General features: G+C 60.6%; 13 protein-coding genes. 1 reads left to right on the forward strand and 12 read right to left on the reverse strand.

Going from position 1 to position 15,255, the window contains the following annotated elements; all coding sequences use genetic code 11:
• Window positions 1–19: 19 nt before the first annotated feature.
• The 12 genes from AACL53_RS19055 to AACL53_RS19110 form a co-directional block, all read right to left on the reverse strand.
• A complete protein-coding gene (locus tag AACL53_RS19055; protein ID WP_339086135.1) occupies window positions 20–895 on the reverse strand; it encodes a phosphoribulokinase in 876 nt (291 codons plus the stop codon).
• Window positions 896–934: 39 nt separating this feature from the next.
• A complete protein-coding gene (locus AACL53_RS19060; RefSeq protein ID WP_339086137.1) occupies window positions 935–1,978 on the reverse strand; it encodes a class 1 fructose-bisphosphatase in 1,044 nt (347 codons plus the stop codon).
• Between the two features lie 228 nt (window positions 1,979–2,206).
• The gene (locus AACL53_RS19065) at window positions 2,207–2,944 is read right to left on the reverse strand and encodes a peptidase (RefSeq protein ID WP_339086138.1); all 738 of its coding nucleotides are present in this window, start codon (window positions 2,942–2,944) and stop codon (window positions 2,207–2,209) included.
• Between the two features lie 25 nt (window positions 2,945–2,969).
• On the reverse strand, window positions 2,970–3,782 hold the full coding sequence (locus AACL53_RS19070) for a transglutaminase family protein (RefSeq protein ID WP_339086139.1): 813 nt from the start codon (window positions 3,780–3,782) through the stop codon (window positions 2,970–2,972).
• A gap of 10 nt (window positions 3,783–3,792) precedes the next feature.
• Complete coding sequence (locus AACL53_RS19075) at window positions 3,793–4,740, reverse strand: alpha-E domain-containing protein (protein WP_339086140.1); 948 nt, start codon at window positions 4,738–4,740, stop codon at window positions 3,793–3,795.
• Between the two features lie 7 nt (window positions 4,741–4,747).
• Window positions 4,748–6,142, reverse strand: a complete 1,395-nt coding sequence (locus tag AACL53_RS19080; RefSeq protein WP_339086982.1) for a circularly permuted type 2 ATP-grasp protein — start codon at window positions 6,140–6,142, stop codon at window positions 4,748–4,750.
• Window positions 6,143–6,360: 218 nt separating this feature from the next.
• Window positions 6,361–7,551, reverse strand: a complete 1,191-nt coding sequence (locus tag AACL53_RS19085; protein WP_339086141.1) for an MFS transporter — start codon at window positions 7,549–7,551, stop codon at window positions 6,361–6,363.
• 180 nt (window positions 7,552–7,731) lie between these two features.
• Window positions 7,732–9,408, reverse strand: a complete 1,677-nt coding sequence (locus AACL53_RS19090) for a formate--tetrahydrofolate ligase (protein ID WP_339086143.1) — start codon at window positions 9,406–9,408, stop codon at window positions 7,732–7,734.
• 463 nt (window positions 9,409–9,871) lie between these two features.
• The gene (locus AACL53_RS19095) at window positions 9,872–10,039 is read right to left on the reverse strand and encodes a hypothetical protein (protein WP_177228184.1); all 168 of its coding nucleotides are present in this window, start codon (window positions 10,037–10,039) and stop codon (window positions 9,872–9,874) included.
• A gap of 263 nt (window positions 10,040–10,302) precedes the next feature.
• Window positions 10,303–11,091: a PP2C family serine/threonine-protein phosphatase gene (locus tag AACL53_RS19100; protein WP_339086145.1), complete on the reverse strand. Its 789-nt coding sequence runs from the start codon at window positions 11,089–11,091 to the stop codon at window positions 10,303–10,305.
• A gap of 7 nt (window positions 11,092–11,098) precedes the next feature.
• Window positions 11,099–11,908, reverse strand: coding sequence for an FHA domain-containing protein (locus tag AACL53_RS19105; RefSeq protein WP_339086146.1), 810 nt, complete (start codon window positions 11,906–11,908; stop codon window positions 11,099–11,101).
• A 108-nt stretch (window positions 11,909–12,016) separates the two neighbouring features.
• Window positions 12,017–12,598 (reverse strand): FHA domain-containing protein, encoded by a 582-nt coding sequence (locus AACL53_RS19110; RefSeq protein ID WP_339086148.1) that lies wholly within the window; start codon window positions 12,596–12,598, stop codon window positions 12,017–12,019.
• A gap of 293 nt (window positions 12,599–12,891) precedes the next feature.
• Between AACL53_RS19110 and AACL53_RS19115 the strand changes: the two genes are divergently transcribed.
• Window positions 12,892–15,255: a serine/threonine-protein kinase gene (locus tag AACL53_RS19115; protein WP_339086149.1), complete on the forward strand. Its 2,364-nt coding sequence runs from the start codon at window positions 12,892–12,894 to the stop codon at window positions 15,253–15,255.

A 15,255-nucleotide genomic window follows, 5' to 3' on the forward strand; every position in this document is an offset into this window, starting at 1 on the left:
AGACCTTTCGAGGGTTCGATCACATCACTCGGCGGCGACGTTCGACGAGTTGCAGGATCAGCGGCGTCAAAATGAGCTGCATTGCCAGATCGAGCTTACTACCAGGAATTACGATGGAATTGGCCCGCGACATGAAGCTGTCGCCGATCATCGACAAGAGATACGCGAAATCGATGCCGCGTGGCTCCTTGAAGCGGATGATAACCATCGATTCATCAGGCGTCGGTATCCAGCGCGCGATGAAAGGGTTCGACGTGTCGACGGTTGGAATGCGCTGAAAATTGATGTCCGTCTGCGTAAACTGCGGACAGATGTACTGCACGTAATCCGGCATGCGCCGCAGAATCGATTGCGTCACGTCTTCGGTCGTATAGCCGCGCTCGGTTCGGTCGCGCTGGATCTTCTGGATCCATTCGAGATTGATCACCGGCACGACACCGATTTTCAGGTCGGCGTGACGGGCGACATCGCTATCGCCGGTCACGATCGCGCCGTGGAGGCCTTCATACATCAAGAGATCGGTGTCGGGCTCGATCTCGGTCCAAGGCGTAAAACTGCCGATGGGCGCGCCGAGCGCGCGCTGCTCCACATCATCATGGATGTAATGACGGATCAGGCCCTTGCCGCTCTCGGAATAAGTTTGAAAGAGCGTCTCGAGTTCCTCGATGAGATTGGCCTCGATGCCGAAGTGGCTGAAATTGGGATTTCCCCGCTTCGCTGCTTCCTTCATCGCCTTTTCCATGCCGCAGCGATCGTAGCGATGAAAAGCGTCGCCCTGCACGAAAGCCGCGCGCACGTGCTCGCGACGGAAAATGTTTTCAAAGGTCTGCCGCACCGACGTCGTTCCCGCGCCTGAAGAGCCGGTGACGGATATGATCGGATGCTTAATCGACATTGCGGAGACTCGATGCGCTGCGGTTCAAGGTTAACAAGCTCATGGGAGCGCCCGGAACAGGCCGCGGCGGCCGAATAGCGGTGAGCGGTCGCCCTTGAATTCCTGGCCGCTGTAAATGCGCATTACCCTATCCACCTCATCGCGTGAGCCGCAGATCAGCGGCGTTTTCTGATGGAGGGCGGCCGGCACGACGTCCAGCACACGCTCTCTTCCTGTCGTCGCGCGTCCGCCCGCCTGCTCCACGATCCACGCCAACGGATTGGCTTCGTAGATCAGGCGAATGCGACCTTGATGGAACCCCTTCCGGCGATCGCCCGGATAAAGGTAAATTCCGCCCCGAGTCAGTATCCGGTAAATGTCCGCCACGGGCGAACCGGTCCATCGCATGTTGAAATCATGGCCGCGGGGCCCGTTGGCGCCGTTCTCGCAGTCGTGAATATAGATGCGGATCGGGTCGTCCCAGTGCCGAGCGTTGGAAGCGTTAATAGCGTACTCTTCGGCCTCCGCAGGGATCGCGACGTTCCGTGTCGTCAGGCGATAGGTGCGTGTCTCGCGATCGAGTGTGAAGATCTGCGTGCCGTTGCCGACCGTCAGCGCTAATACGGTCTGCGGGCCATACACGAAAAAGCCGGCTGCGAGCTGGTGCGAACCCGGCCGGAGAAATGCCGCCTCGCCGGTCGACGACGGATGACGCGGAAGAACCGAGAAGATCGTTCCGACGGAAACATTAGCATCGACGTTCGATGAGCCGTCGAGCGGATCGGTGGCGACCAAGAGCGGTGCGTCGTTTCGAAACCCGATCGGTTGTTCTGCTTCCTCGGAAGCCAACGCTGCGACGGGCTGAGCCTTCAGCGCCTCGATGATCAAGCCGTTGGCGATGACGTCGACTTCCTTCTGCTCGTCGGACTCGCCCGCGCGCGCAACGACCCGACCAAGCTTGCCGCTGAGCGCGCCCCGAGCGACAATCTCCGAGAGGTTCACGCTCGCTTCAGCGATTGCGAGAACGGTGTCTGCGACCTGGCCGCGCGTGCGGCCATCCAGCGTCCAATTCGATAGATATTCCTTGAGTGTCGCGAGACCCATTATACCCTTCCAGCGCTCACCTGCCCTTCGCCGCGCCTGTCACATCTAAGCGTACTTGATGGACAGAAGCGAGGCTGCAGTTTCAGCTGGAACTGTGCATAGGCAAGTCGCCGTTTTTTTGCTGGGGTGCAACATAACTCCGCGCGTGCAGAGGGTCACAAGGACGCGCCTCTACCGAGTTGCTGCGGTTTATTGACATTAATCAATAGCGGCAGCAACCGACGCCGATCAGACGTCGAACTCCTCGATCTTGGAGAATGCCTGTCGCAGTGCATCGGACCAGGAGCTGGAGAGCTGGCGAAAATATTCGTCGTCTGCGCTGATGCGCTTTTCGCGTGTCACGTCGAGTGAATCGCGCTCGTAGATGACGAGATCGATCGGCATACCGACGGAGAGGTTCGATCGTAGCGTGGAATCGAATGACAGGAGCATGAGCTTCGCCGCTTCGCCGAGCCGCATATCGGAGCGTGCGACGCGATCGAGGATCGGCTTCCCGTACTTATGCTCACCGATTTGGAAGAACGGCGTATCGTCCGTCGCCTCGATGAAATTGCCTTCCGGGTAGATCTGAAAGAGCCGGGGCCGTTCGCCTTTGATCTGACCACCGAAAATGAAGTTGGTATTGAATCCGAGCTTGCTTGCTTCGAGGGCCGGCCCATCGATGCGTCGCGCCTCGCGAATGGCGTCGCCGACGACGCGCGCGGCGCGGTACATGTTGGGCGCGGTATAGAGCGTCGCCGCATCTTCGCCCGCTTCCTCTTCCGCGAGATGCTCATTCAGCAAACTGACGACGGCCTGTGTCACCGCAAGATTGCCGGCAGCCAAAAGAACGAGCACCCGATCCCCCGGGCGGCGCCAGATCTGCAATTTTTTATACTGGGCGATGTTGTCGACGCCGGCGTTCGTACGGGTGTCGGCCGCAAACACTAACCCGCACTCCAGGCGGAATGCTACGGCGTATGTCATACAAGATCTCCGGACCCGCAGGCGGCTACTGTTGCTGGCTGCTCTGCTGCTGAACTTCGACGATTACGTCAAGCTCTTCGTTTGCGATGCCCCTCCGGGAGCCGCGAATGGGAGCCGCATATGTCGCATCCAGCCCCGAGGAGAGCCGTACATATTTCTCCGTTGGACATATCCGATTGGCGGGGTCGAAGCCAACCCATCCCAGCCCTTCGAGCCACACTTCCGCCCAGGCGTGATTGGCGTCGGCGGGCTCATCCGCGCCCGTCAGGAAATAGCCGCTTACGTAGCGCGCCGGAACATTCAATGCTCGTGCGGCTGAAATGAAGACGTGCGCGTGATCCTGGCAGACGCCTTCACCGTCCCTCAATGCTTCGGCGGCGGTCGTATGGGCATTCGTCGCGCCGATCCGGTATTCCACGGCATCGCGCACGGCATGCATCAGGTTGTGCATTCCGCGAATATCGAGCTTGGCGCCTGCGGCTCGGCAGAGGGCGCGAATTTCGTCGGTCGCGGCGGTCTTCGCAGTCTGGCGGCGGTAGACCCTGATGGGCGCCGGATCGGAAAACCCGCGTACGACGCCGGCGCGATCTTCGGTCTCGACGACGCCTTTGGCGATAATAAGCGACTCAGAATGCTCTTCAGTGCAGGTCGTAAGCTGCACCATGTTGCCGAAGCCGTCGCGAAAGGCCTTCGCGGCGTCGATGCCTGGAGCGCTGACGCGCCATTCGACTACGCGCTGGCCTTGAAAAGTCGGCGGCGTCAGACGCAGAGCGAGAATGGAATATTTCGTCGGCTCGCTATAAACGTAACGCGACACATGCCCAATCGAAATACGCATCGCCGGACCCTCAATCGCTAAAGTGATAAGCGGTAGAGATCTCGTTACCGAGCTTGTTGTTTCGCCCTATGAAGTCCTGCACGAACTCGTGCAGCCCAGATTGAAAAATGTTTTGCATGTCGGCCTCGAGCAGAAGATCGCGCGTCGATTCCGCCGTCATCTGGCAATCGTGCCTGACACCATAAAAGACCGCGAGGTCGCGAAGGGCGACCGTCAGCTCGTCGTAGCATGAGCGAAGAGAGCGCGGCATTTGACGATTGAGAATCATGAAGTCCGCGATCTTGAGCGGGCGGTAATGATCCTTGAAGACCCAGCGATAGCTGCGATGCGCGGACACTGAACGCAACAGCGCCGCCCACTGATAGTTATCCTTCTCGCTCCCGACCATCTCGCTCGACGGCAGAAGATGATAATATTTGACGTCGAGAATCCGTGCTGTGCTGTCGGCGCGCTCGATGAACGTTCCAACTTGGCTGAAATAAAACGTATCGTTGCGCAAAATCGTATTCAGCAGAGCGCCGCGATAGAGCGCGGAGCGCGAGCGCACCCAGTCCAGAAGCTCGGGAAGCGAGTTCGACGTGACGGTCGCTGGACGGATCGCGGAGAATTCGAGCCAGGCGCTGTTCAAGCTTTCCCACATCTCGCGGGTCAGTGCTGTCCGCTGAGCCCGGCCGTTGCGGCGTGCACTCGCAAGGCAGGATGCGATGCTCGACGGATTCGACGTGTCGAACAGCATGTAGTCGATGACGTTCTGAGTTAGCAGCTCGCCATGCCGTTGCACGTAGCCTTGGACGCAGCCCGCGCTTTCGAGGGTCGAGCGCCACTCCTCGTGAAAGCTTTCGCCCTCGCGCGGTAGCAGCACGATGCGATAGCCGACCTCGAGGAGGCGAGCGATGTTCTCCGCGCGCTCGATATAGCGCGACAGCCAGTAGAGATCGTTTGCCGTACGTCCAAGCATTCCGAAGTTATTCCTGCAGCACCCATGTGTCCTTGGTGCCGCCACCCTGGCTCGAGTTGACCACCAGCGAACCCTTTTTCAGAGCAACGCGTGTCAACCCTCCCGGCATCAGCCGCACCTGATCGCCAATGAGCACGAAGGGACGCAAGTCGAGATGCCGAGGGGCAACGCTCGAGTCGGCGAGCGTTGGGCAAGTCGAAAGCGAAAGCGTCGGCTGGGCGATATAATTACTTGGATTAGCGACGAGCTTCGCCCGGAAAGTCTCGATCTGATCCTTCGTAGACTTCGGACCGACGAGCATACCGTAGCCGCCGGACCCGTGAACTTCCTTGACGACGAGCTCCGCCAAATGTTCGAGGACATACTTTAGGCTCGCCGGTTCTCGACAGTTGTATGTCTCGACGTTGGCGAGGATCGGCTGCTTGCCGGTGTAGAACTCGATGATCGCTGGAATATAGCTGTAGATCGCCTTGTCGTCGGCGATGCCGGCGCCCGGCGCATTGACGATCGTTACCCGGCCGGACCGGTAGACATCGAATATACCGGGCACACCAAGCAGCGACGTCGGGTCGAAAACGAGCGGGTCGAGGAAATCGTCGTCGACGCGGCGATAAAGAACGTCGACCCGCTTCAGCCCCTCAGTCGTCTTCATGCGGAGAAGACCGTCGATAACGACGAGATCGGAGCTTTCGACCAGCTCGACACCCATCTGGTCGGCCAGGAACGAGTGTTCGAAATAGGCGCTGTTATAGACGCCGGGCGTCAACAGCGCGATCGTCGGCTCGGCATCGAGGTTTCCGGGCGCGACGCTTTCGAGCGTCTTCAGGAGGGCGTCCGGATAATTTTCGACCGGCCTCACCCGATTGCGGCTGAAGAGGTCGGGGAAGAGATGCATCATCGTCTCGCGGTTCTCCAGCATATAGGAGACGCCGGACGGCGTGCGCGTATTGTCTTCAAGGACCATGAACTCGTTCTCGCCGGTGCGGACGAGATCGACGCCGATGATGTGACTGTAGACGCCGCGCGGCGGGTCGACACCGATCATCTCGGGCAAGAAGGCCGAGTTCTGGGTGATGAGCTCTTCGGGAATCTTGCCGGCCTTCAGGATCTCCTGCCGGTGGTAGATATCGTACAAAAACGCGTTGAGCGATCTGACGCGTTGCTCGATGCCGAGTTCGAGGCGGCGCCATTCCTCCGCCGCGATGATCCGCGGAAGGATGTCGAATGGGATGAGCCGTTCGCCGGCTTCCTCGGCGCCGTAAACGGCAAAGGTGATGCCCGACCGGCGAAAGAGCACCTCCGCCTCGGCCGACTTCTGTCGAAGCGTGTCGAGATGTTGGACGCCGAGCCACTCGGCGAGCGCGCGATAGGGTGCACGAACCTCGCCGCCGAAGCCGTTCATTTCATCGAATGCCGCGACCAAGACCACCCTCCAGTCACGTTTCTTTTCGGATAGGCATCGCAAAGGCCAGGCCAGTTTACGGAAAGCCCGGAAACTCTGAACCTTAGTACTCAGATCAGCATCAATTTGCTTCCGAAATATGCAGCGCACGGCGTTCGAAGCATAAAATTCCGGCATTGCTCAGCACGGACCGGCCGCTGCCTGGAAGCGTGAGCGGATTATGGTCGCGCCGAGTCGGTGACGCCCAGAGCTGTCGGAGCCGCCCGCGATTTCAGGCCCCAGGCCGTCAGAACGCCGAGCATCCCCATTGCGGTTCCCGCGACGAGCATCGTCGAGAGCAATCCGGCGTTGCCGAGCCCTATACCGTACGCCAACGGACCGAAGGCTTGGCCCAGGAAGACAAAGAAGGCGTGCGCGGCCACGCCCGAGCCGCGATGGCTCGGCGCAAGTTCGGTCGCCTGCGTCTGCAGCGAGTTATGGATCATGTAGAAGCCGACGCCGACGATCACGAAAATCGCCATTTCGGCCGGCCAAGAGGTTCCGAACGAGAGCATCGCAAGTCCGAGGCCGGAAACGATGCCACCTGCCGTGATCAAGTTGTAAAGCCCGAGCCGGCCCAGCATCAGACGCACCATGACGGTATAGATGAAGCCGCCGAGCGCGAACCCTGAGAGGACGAAGCCCGCTTCTCTCAGGCCGCCAGCGCCGCGCTGCTCGAGCAGAACCGCGACGTAAGGAAAAAGGCCGAAGATCACAATGCCTTCGACGAACACCGCAGCGAAGCAAACGACGGATAGCGGATTGGCGAACACCACCCGGTAGCCATCGATGAACTCGCCTCGGCGTCGTTCCTGCGACCGGGGCGGAACGGGCGGCCGCAACCGCCACACCGTCACGGCAAGAGCCGCCAGCGTGAGACCCGACGCCACCAGAGTGGAAATCCGCCAACCGAACTCGGATGCCACGAAACCGGCGCCGATCGAGCCTGCAAGGTTGCCGGCGATGATGGCCGTCAGGACGCGCGACAGTGCAATCTGGCGCTCGTTCATTGCGAACGCATCGCCAACAATCGCAAACGCCAAAGGAATGATGCCGCCTGCAGCCGCGCCTCCGACGAGGCGCGTGAACGCCAGCATATCGAGGGTCGGCGCGGCAGCGGAAGCCGCCAAGCACAACGCAAGCATCAAAAGAGCGATCTTGATGATGCGCGCTTTGCCGACGGCGTCGCCGAGCGCACCTAGAATGGGTTGGGCAAGCGCATAGGGAAAGGCGAAGAACGATGCCAGCATCGCGACGGACGCGGCATCGACGCCGAGGTCGCGAGAAATGTCGGGCACAACGGGATCGATGATCCGCATCGACATCGAGCTGACAAAGCAGCTCGCGGCAAGGATAGGAAGCAGACGCATTCGGAGGCAATCAACTAGGAGGGAAGCGCGTACTTCCTAAAGCAACGGGGCAAGCCGCGATACGACCTGCCCCGTATGGCTGATATGTCTCAATCCTCGTCGTCTTCGGCCGGGCCGAAGACGACTTTTAGTTGGTGCCGGCGACTCCCCTTCCGGGGAGCCGGCCGCCGGCACGAGATGTTAGAACAGTCCCTGGATCTGGCCCTTGTCGTCGAGGCGGATCGAGTCCGCCGACGGAACCTTCGGCAGGCCCGGCATCGTCATGATCTCACCCGTGACGACGACGATGAACTCGGCGCCGGCGGAGAGTCTGAGCTCGCGGATCGGCACGATGTGGCCCGTCGGCGCGCCGCGCTTCGAGGCGTCGGTCGAGAACGAGTACTGCGTCTTCGCCATGCACACCGGGAAGTGCCCGAAGCCCGCGGCTTCCAGATCCTTGAACTGATTTTCGACGCTCGCATCGCAGGAGATGTCGGCGGCGCGATAAATTTCCGTCGCGATCGTCTTCACCTTGTCGCGCAGCTTCATGTCGTCGGGATAGAGCGGCTTGAAGTTCGCCTTGCCTTCGTCGATCACCTTGACGACGTGATGCGCCAGCCCCTCCGTGCCCTTGCCGCCATCGGCCCAGTGCGTGCACAGGAACGCCTTCGTGCCCATGCTTTCGGCCGCTTTCTGAACCTCGGCGATTTCAGCGTCGGTGTCGGTGATGAACTTGTTGACCGCGACGACCGCCGGCACGCCGAACTTGTTGACGTTCTCGATGTGCCGCTTGAGGTTTTCGCAGCCCTTGGCGACCGCTGCCGCGTTCTCGGCCTTGAGATCGTCCTTGGCGACGCCGCCGTGCATCTTCAGCGCGCGGACGGTGGCGACGATGACGACGACGGACGGCGCGATGCCCGCCTTGCGGCACTTGATGTCGAAGAACTTCTCGGCACCGAGGTCAGCGCCGAAGCCGGCTTCGGTCACGACGTAATCGGCAAGTTTCATCGCCGTTTTCGTCGCCAGCACCGAGTTGCAGCCATGCGCGATGTTGGCGAACGGACCGCCGTGGATGAACACCGGGTTGTTCTCGAGCGTCTGCACCAGGTTCGGCTGCAAGGCGTCCTTCAAGAGCACCGTCATGGCGCCGTCGGCCTTCAAGTCGCGAGCGCGGATAGGCTTCTTATCGCGCGTGTAGGCGACGACGATGTTGCCGAGACGGTTCTCGAGATCTTTCAGATCCTTCGACAGGCAGAGGATCGCCATGACCTCGGAGGCGACGGTGATATCGAAGCCGTCCTCGCGCGGGAAGCCGTTCGAAACACCGCCCAAGGAATTGACGATCGAGCGCAGCGCGCGATCGTTCATGTCGAGCACGCGCTTCCAGCCGATGCGCCGCTGGTCGATGCCCAGCGCGTTGCCCCAGTAGATGTGGTTGTCGATCAACGCCGACAGCAGATTGTGGGCGCTCGTGATCGCGTGGAAGTCGCCGGTGAAGTGGAGGTTGATGTCCTCCATCGGCACGACCTGGGCGTAGCCACCGCCCGCCGCGCCGCCCTTGACGCCGAAGCATGGCCCGAGCGACGGTTCGCGCAGCGCCGCGATCGCCTTCTTGCCGATGTGGTTCAAGCCGTCGCTGAGACCGACGGTCGTCGTCGTCTTGCCCTCGCCCGCCGGCGTCGGGCTGATAGCGGTTACAAGGATGACCTTGCCGTTCTCATTCGACTGGATCTGGTTGATGTAATCGGTGGAGACCTTCGCCTTGGTCCACCCATAAGGAATGAGCGCATTCGACGGCACGCCGATTTTGGCTGCGACTTCGGCGATCGGCTTAATCTTCGCTTCGCGCGCAATCTCTATGTCGGACTTGACAGACACGGCTTTCCTCCGAGAAATCTTTTTTTATTCGCAGTGCACAAATCTTGTGGGCGGGCCCCGATAGTGGACTGTCATGGGTAGTAAGCCAAGCACCGGCCGCCGAAAAATCGATATTCGACGGGATGCCCAGCGGGCGATCCGCTGATGCCTCAGATAGCGGTATGGCGCAAGATCTTCCCGCGTCGCGGGGCGTACGGCGCTTCGAGGCACCGGGTGCTCGCGCGCTCGGCGAAGCCCGTGTCCTTCATTTTTCCGGCAAAAATCGAGACGCGGACCAATGACGGCGAGCGGAGGCGTTTCACGAGAACACCGCGACGCGGTCACTACCTGATCGGAACGCTTCTACCGTCTCGCATGAGGCGGCGGCCACCTATCGTGACGGCATGTGCAGGTGTGCGTGAGAATTAAAAAGCAGCGGGTCCGAGAACCCACTGCTTTCTCTGAAAATCGAAATTTTCGAAACTTACTTCTTCACGGTGCAGGTTTTCGTCGCTTTGTCCCACGTGCCCTTAGCCTTCTTGCAGTCGGCTTTGGTCTTCGGGGCTGCATCTTCAGCATAAGCTACGATCGGAGCCGAAACGGACAGCAGAAGACCTGCAAGTACGGCGCCGCTGAGAACCTTCGAAATCATTTGTCTCTCCTTCACGTTTCTTTCGGCCATAACGGCCGTCAGGCAGGCGCTCAAATACGGAAGGTTCTTTGCCAGTTTCTGGCGGCCAGTATACATTTGCGTAAGGTGGGGCTGAGCCTTCGCCATAGAATATGAAAAAGTGGGCGCCGTTTCTCCGCGCCAATATTGATTTCAATAAGTTCTTTTCCCTTGCAGGCAAAATTCCATCCCCGCTTGAGCGGGCGACGGATAAGCGATCACAATAAAAGCTCGTGGAAAATCGTTTAGCCGACCGCTCTCACGACGAGCACGGTCGCGTTATCCTGATAAGGCTCACGCAGTGCTTCAATCGCTCGGATTATGGCTTTGGCCACGGCGGACGCACCGTCCTTCGCGTAGCCTTGAATGACACGGGCAATTTCGCCGGTTTCAAGCGTCGCGATACCATCGCTCGCGAGAACGACGTAATCGCCCGGCTCCAATTTCAACGGCTGTTGCGAGACATCGAGAAGATCGATTTCTTCACCCGTGACTGCCGATCGCAACATGTGGCGGCGCGGATCGTGGCGTGCTTCGGCGGCGGTCAATTTGCCTTCAGCGACCATCCGGTCCAGCTCAGGCGCGAGAGAGTGATCCTCGTTCAAGAGGGCCATCTCGCCGCGACGGAAAAGAAAGAGCGGACTATCGCCGACGCTGACCCATTCGACGCCGGCCGGTCCGAAGGCCGCGCCGATGAGCGTCGACCCCATTCCCGCCAGCAGAGGGTTCTCGGAGATTTTGCTCGCGACAGCGGCGTTCGCCGCACCGAGGCCGGTGATGAGGCGCTCGCCCACGTCGCCCTTGGCGGATGCGACGTGTTCCAGAAAATTCTCGCAGACGGTCTTGCTCGCGAGAGCGCCCCCGGCGTGGCCACCCATGCCGTCGGCCAGAACGGCGAAGCCGCTCCGATCAAAGCCCGGCCCTTCGCTGGACATGGCTACCGGTTCGCTGCCGTCAGACATGAAGGCAGCGGTGTCTTCCTGATAGTCCCGGGCTCCGCGCGTCGCGGCGATTGCATGCTCGAACGGCGGCATTCGATCCTTAAGCTTCGGATATCTCGGACCAGTCGAAATCGCTTCCGCAGAACGGAAGAAATGCGACTTGGGTGCGTCCGAATGTTATTACGTCCATCGGCTGCAGCGGCACGGGGCCTGCCGGTCGCTTATCATTCACAGAGACGACATTTGTTTTAGCAAGGTTTGGCACGAAGAGGAAAGACCGATCGCTCGAATCGTAGCGAACATAGGCCTGCGCTTCGTTGGAAATGGCATCGTCGCCAAAATCGAGCGGAATGCGATTTTCTGTGGACCTGCCGACCGTATTGTTGCCTTCGAAGATCGGCCGGTATGAGCCGAGTCCCGGCCCTCCGACCACGATGAAGAAGCCGACGACCGGATCGCGCTCGAAAACCCCGTGCTGGATTTTCTGCTTGCCCCGGACCAGGACGGTGCGAGCGGGCGCCTCCGGCTCGATTTTTCGGGGCTTTGCCGGGTCCGGGCGGATAACGCGGGTTGTCGGCGGCTGGTCCGGGTCACTCGGAGCGGCGAGATCCGGCACTTTGGGTGCGGGTGGCGTTCTGGCCAACCGCGCGGCTTCCTCGGCACTGAGGATCTCGGGCGCGGCTGCGGAAACGGATGGCGATTTTTCTGCAATCGCAGCCACGGGCGCTGCGGGAGGGCTAGCGGGTGCAGCGGCGGCCGAATCGGGTGTCTTGGCGCGGGCGGCACCGGCTGGCGCCGTATCATCGCGGCCGGCCGCCATCAGCGCGTCTCTCAAAGAGCCAAGAAATTTATGCTGCTTCACGGCTTTCGCCTCGTTCCCTGCGGTGGTTTCCCCGCGCTCGATGGCCATTAAAATCTCCCTCCGATTTAAACAAGCACAGACTGCCGCAGTGTCGAACACTGTTGGTGAAACGCAATGAACTGGAACCTGGACAGAACCTTGGCGACAACGTGAGTATTATCCGAGACCGGCGCGAAACCGCAGCTTGCCTGGCCCCAGCTGAATAATGTCGCCATCGTTCAAGCGCGCTTCGCAGCACCGCCGCCCGTTGACGATCAAACCATTGCTTTCAACACCTGTCAGGTCGGTGATGTGCCAATCGTCCGAATCACGGTGGATGGCTGCATGATAGCGATGCACAGCCTTACTCGGGATGCGGATGTCGTTGTCGTGTTCCCGGCCAATCCGGAGCATGTCGCGCAGGATTGCGCAACGCAGGTTGCGGCCGGTGCTTTCGATTTCAACAAAGGGCGCCCGGCGGCGGCCACCTTCGACATTCGCAACCGCCGCGTCGAATTTTTCGTCTCGCCCCGGCCGGTAACGCGTCGTTGCATCGGGCGAGCGCCGGAGCGTCTCAGAAATTTTCATCAGCATTGTCAGAAGCGGCAAAACCGCAGCGAGAACAAGGCCGAGCATCAATGCGGGAGCCGCCCGATAGCCTTCGGACAGCATCGCTTCCGTCGCGCTCGCTAAATGGAGAGACGTATCGACCACACTTTCCGCGCCGCTGACACCGGCTGGGAAAGTCAAGACTGCCATGCCCGACAGAATCGCCGTACCGGCTACGGCGCATCGAGTCGTTATCTGCTCGTGCATGATGATTCGCCCAATCACGTCGGGCGATTTAGGTTCGGAGATGGCGGCGGCAACATGGCTCAATGGCGACACCATGTGGATTTATTCATCACGGGTTCATCGCCCGTCGATACGCCACATTCTTGCGCCATTGGGACAAAACGGAGACAAGACGTAGTACTGGCTCAGAGCCTAAATCAGGACGATCGTCAGAGGCGCATCATTGCAAGCGCGCGGACGGCCCGCGCACGAGGACCATGACGCAGCTTGTCGCTTTACCGGACGGTACGGAGCTCGCGGGCGATTACAAAATCGTGCGTGTTCTCGGCGCAGGCGGTTTCGGCGTCACGTATCTCGCGGACGAGCCCGAGCTGACGCGCAAAGTCAGCATCAAAGAATATTTCCCGAGCGATTTCGCCCTTCGGACTGACAGCCTCGAAGCCACGCCGCGCTCATCGGGTTGCAGGGGCGACTACAATTGGGGCCTCGATCGCTTCATCGAAGAGGCGCAGACGCTCGCGAAGTTCGATCACCACAACATCGTCAAGGTGCACCGCATATTCCGCGCGAACAACACGGCCTACATGGTGTTGCGGTTCGAGGAAGGGAAGAATCTCAAAGCCTGGTTGAAAGACCTCGGGCGGGCGCCCCGGCAGAAAGAACTCGATCAAATCGTTGCGCCGCTGCTCGATGCGCTGGAGGTCATCCATAAGGCGGACTTCCTGCATCGCGATATCGCGCCCGACAACATCATCATCCGAAACAACGGCGATCCGGTCCTTATCGACTTCGGCGCCGCGCGGAGCGATATCGCGGCGCATTCGAAAACCAAGACTGTCTCTGCGCTCGTCAAACCCGGCTACAGCCCCTACGAGCAGTATGCCGAGACGAGCCGCCAACAGGGCGCCTGGACCGACATCTATGCGTTCGCGGCGACGCTCTATCATGCGGTCACCGGAAAGCGGCCGGCCGACTCGCCGTCGCGCATGCTCAAGGATGAGCTGGTGCCGGTCCGCGAGGCAGCCCTCGGCGGATATCGGGCGTCTTTCCTCGACGCTATCCAGCAGGCCCTGTCGCTGACGCCGGATGGACGGCCGCAATCGGTCGCGGCATGGCGGGGTGCGCTTCTCGCGCCGGAGCCCGAGAAGCCCGGCATATTCCAGCGCTTCAAAGAAAAGACGGAAGTCCGCCGCCGCAATGACGAGGCGCAGCGTGTTGCGGAATCCGTGTCCATGGCGCCGGTTCCACCGCCGCCCGATGCGCCGGGTCCGAAAGGCGTTCTTCTGGATTTCGTCGACGCGTTGAAGAACCCGTCGAAGAACCCGTCCGCCGGAAAGCGGCAGGCGGCTCAGACAGCACCGCCGGCCGCACCGCCAGCGGCGCCTCCAGCGGCTGCGAAAAAATTATTGCGCGCCGAAAAGGCGAAGGTCGAGAAGGCCAAAGCTGAAAAGGCGAAGCCGGCGGAGAAACTGCCGCCATTGCCGCCGCCACCGCGTGTCGTCGCCGAGAAGGTCAAGTCCAAGCCGAAGATCCGTCCGAAACCGGATGTTGGGCGGCGTCCTTTCCTGCGGCGGCTCAAAACGCGGCTCATCATCGCCGCGGCGATCGTGGGTGTCGCCTTCGCATTCCACGATCGCATTCCGCAGCTCGTTACGGCTCGCGGCAATGCCATCACGACTGGGGCGATCACCAAGCCTGCGCCAAATACCGATCCGACACTGAAGCAGACGGCCCAGATCAAGGCCCACGACGGCGCAATCGACGAGCTTGCCCTCAGCGGCGACGGACGTTTGATCGTCACGGCGTCAGAGGAACCGACGCTCAAGATTTGGTCCTACGATTCTCATTATCAGCAAGGTACGATCCCGCTTGAAGACGGGCCGGCGACCGCGCTCGCGGTGCGCAACAATCGCGTTGTTACCGGACATTCGAACGGTGCGATTGGCGTGTACGATCTCGACACGCGGCGGCGTCTCTACCGGTTCAAGCGCAACGACGCGACCATATGGTCGGTCGCTTTCGCGGGCTCGGAGGATCGCATCGCGGCGGCAAGTCACGACTGGACCGTCGCGTTGTGGGAGACGGCTTCTGAGGCCGCACCTGCTGCAATCCTTCAAGGGCATGAAAATGCCGTGCAGGCTCTTGCCACCGATGCGGCGGGCCAATGGATTGCGTCCGGCGGCGCCGACCGTGCTATCCGAGTATGGAACGCCGAGACGCGCGAGACGCGGCGCATCTATCGCAACAATTCCGATTTCATCTCTCAGCTCGCGTTCTCACCGGACGGGACGATGCTGGTCGCGGGAGGTCTCGACGGCTCTATCAGGCTCTTATCGATGTCTTCGTATCGCATGCAGCGAACCCTCACCGGACACAGCGGACGCATCACGTCGCTCGCATTTTCGAGTTCCGATGATTTGATGGCGTCTGCGTCCGAGGACGGCGTTGTTCGGATCAGAAGCCTGAAGCGGCTTCGAACCTACATTCCGCTGACCGGTTCCGGCTCGGGCGCGAAAGCCGTGGCCTTCTCGAACGACGGCCATACTCTACTGACGGGCGGTCAGGACGGCGTCATCAGGATGTGGTCGCTGCCTGAAGCACAGATCGCGCAACGCAATTGA

Origin of the sequence: Hyphomicrobium sp. ghe19 (assembly GCF_902712875.1) — a bacterium.
GTDB lineage: Bacteria > Pseudomonadota > Alphaproteobacteria > Rhizobiales > Hyphomicrobiaceae > Hyphomicrobium_B.

Excerpts from the sequence above, each read along its gene's own strand:
- AACL53_RS19085 (WP_339086141.1), bottom strand. The coding sequence starts at position 7,551 with ATGCGTCTGCTTCCTATCCTTGCCGCGAGCTGCTTTGTCAGCTCGATG.
- AACL53_RS19060 (WP_339086137.1), bottom strand. The coding sequence starts at position 1,978 with ATGGGTCTCGCGACACTCAAGGAATATCTATCGAATTGGACGCTGGAT.
- AACL53_RS19110 (WP_339086148.1), bottom strand. The coding sequence starts at position 12,598 with ATGGCAGTCTTGACTTTCCCAGCCGGTGTCAGCGGCGCGGAAAGTGTG.
- AACL53_RS19100 (WP_339086145.1), bottom strand. The coding sequence starts at position 11,091 with ATGCCGCCGTTCGAGCATGCAATCGCCGCGACGCGCGGAGCCCGGGAC.
- AACL53_RS19070 (WP_339086139.1), bottom strand. The coding sequence starts at position 3,782 with ATGCGTATTTCGATTGGGCATGTGTCGCGTTACGTTTATAGCGAGCCG.
- AACL53_RS19075 (WP_339086140.1), bottom strand. The coding sequence starts at position 4,740 with ATGCTTGGACGTACGGCAAACGATCTCTACTGGCTGTCGCGCTATATC.
- AACL53_RS19095 (WP_177228184.1), bottom strand. The coding sequence starts at position 10,039 with ATGATTTCGAAGGTTCTCAGCGGCGCCGTACTTGCAGGTCTTCTGCTG.
- AACL53_RS19080 (WP_339086982.1), bottom strand. The coding sequence starts at position 6,142 with ATGAACGGCTTCGGCGGCGAGGTTCGTGCACCCTATCGCGCGCTCGCC.
- AACL53_RS19105 (WP_339086146.1), bottom strand. The coding sequence starts at position 11,908 with ATGGCCATCGAGCGCGGGGAAACCACCGCAGGGAACGAGGCGAAAGCC.
- AACL53_RS19055 (WP_339086135.1), bottom strand. The coding sequence starts at position 895 with ATGTCGATTAAGCATCCGATCATATCCGTCACCGGCTCTTCAGGCGCG.
- AACL53_RS19115 (WP_339086149.1), top strand. The coding sequence starts at position 12,892 with ATGACGCAGCTTGTCGCTTTACCGGACGGTACGGAGCTCGCGGGCGAT.
- AACL53_RS19065 (WP_339086138.1), bottom strand. The coding sequence starts at position 2,944 with ATGACATACGCCGTAGCATTCCGCCTGGAGTGCGGGTTAGTGTTTGCG.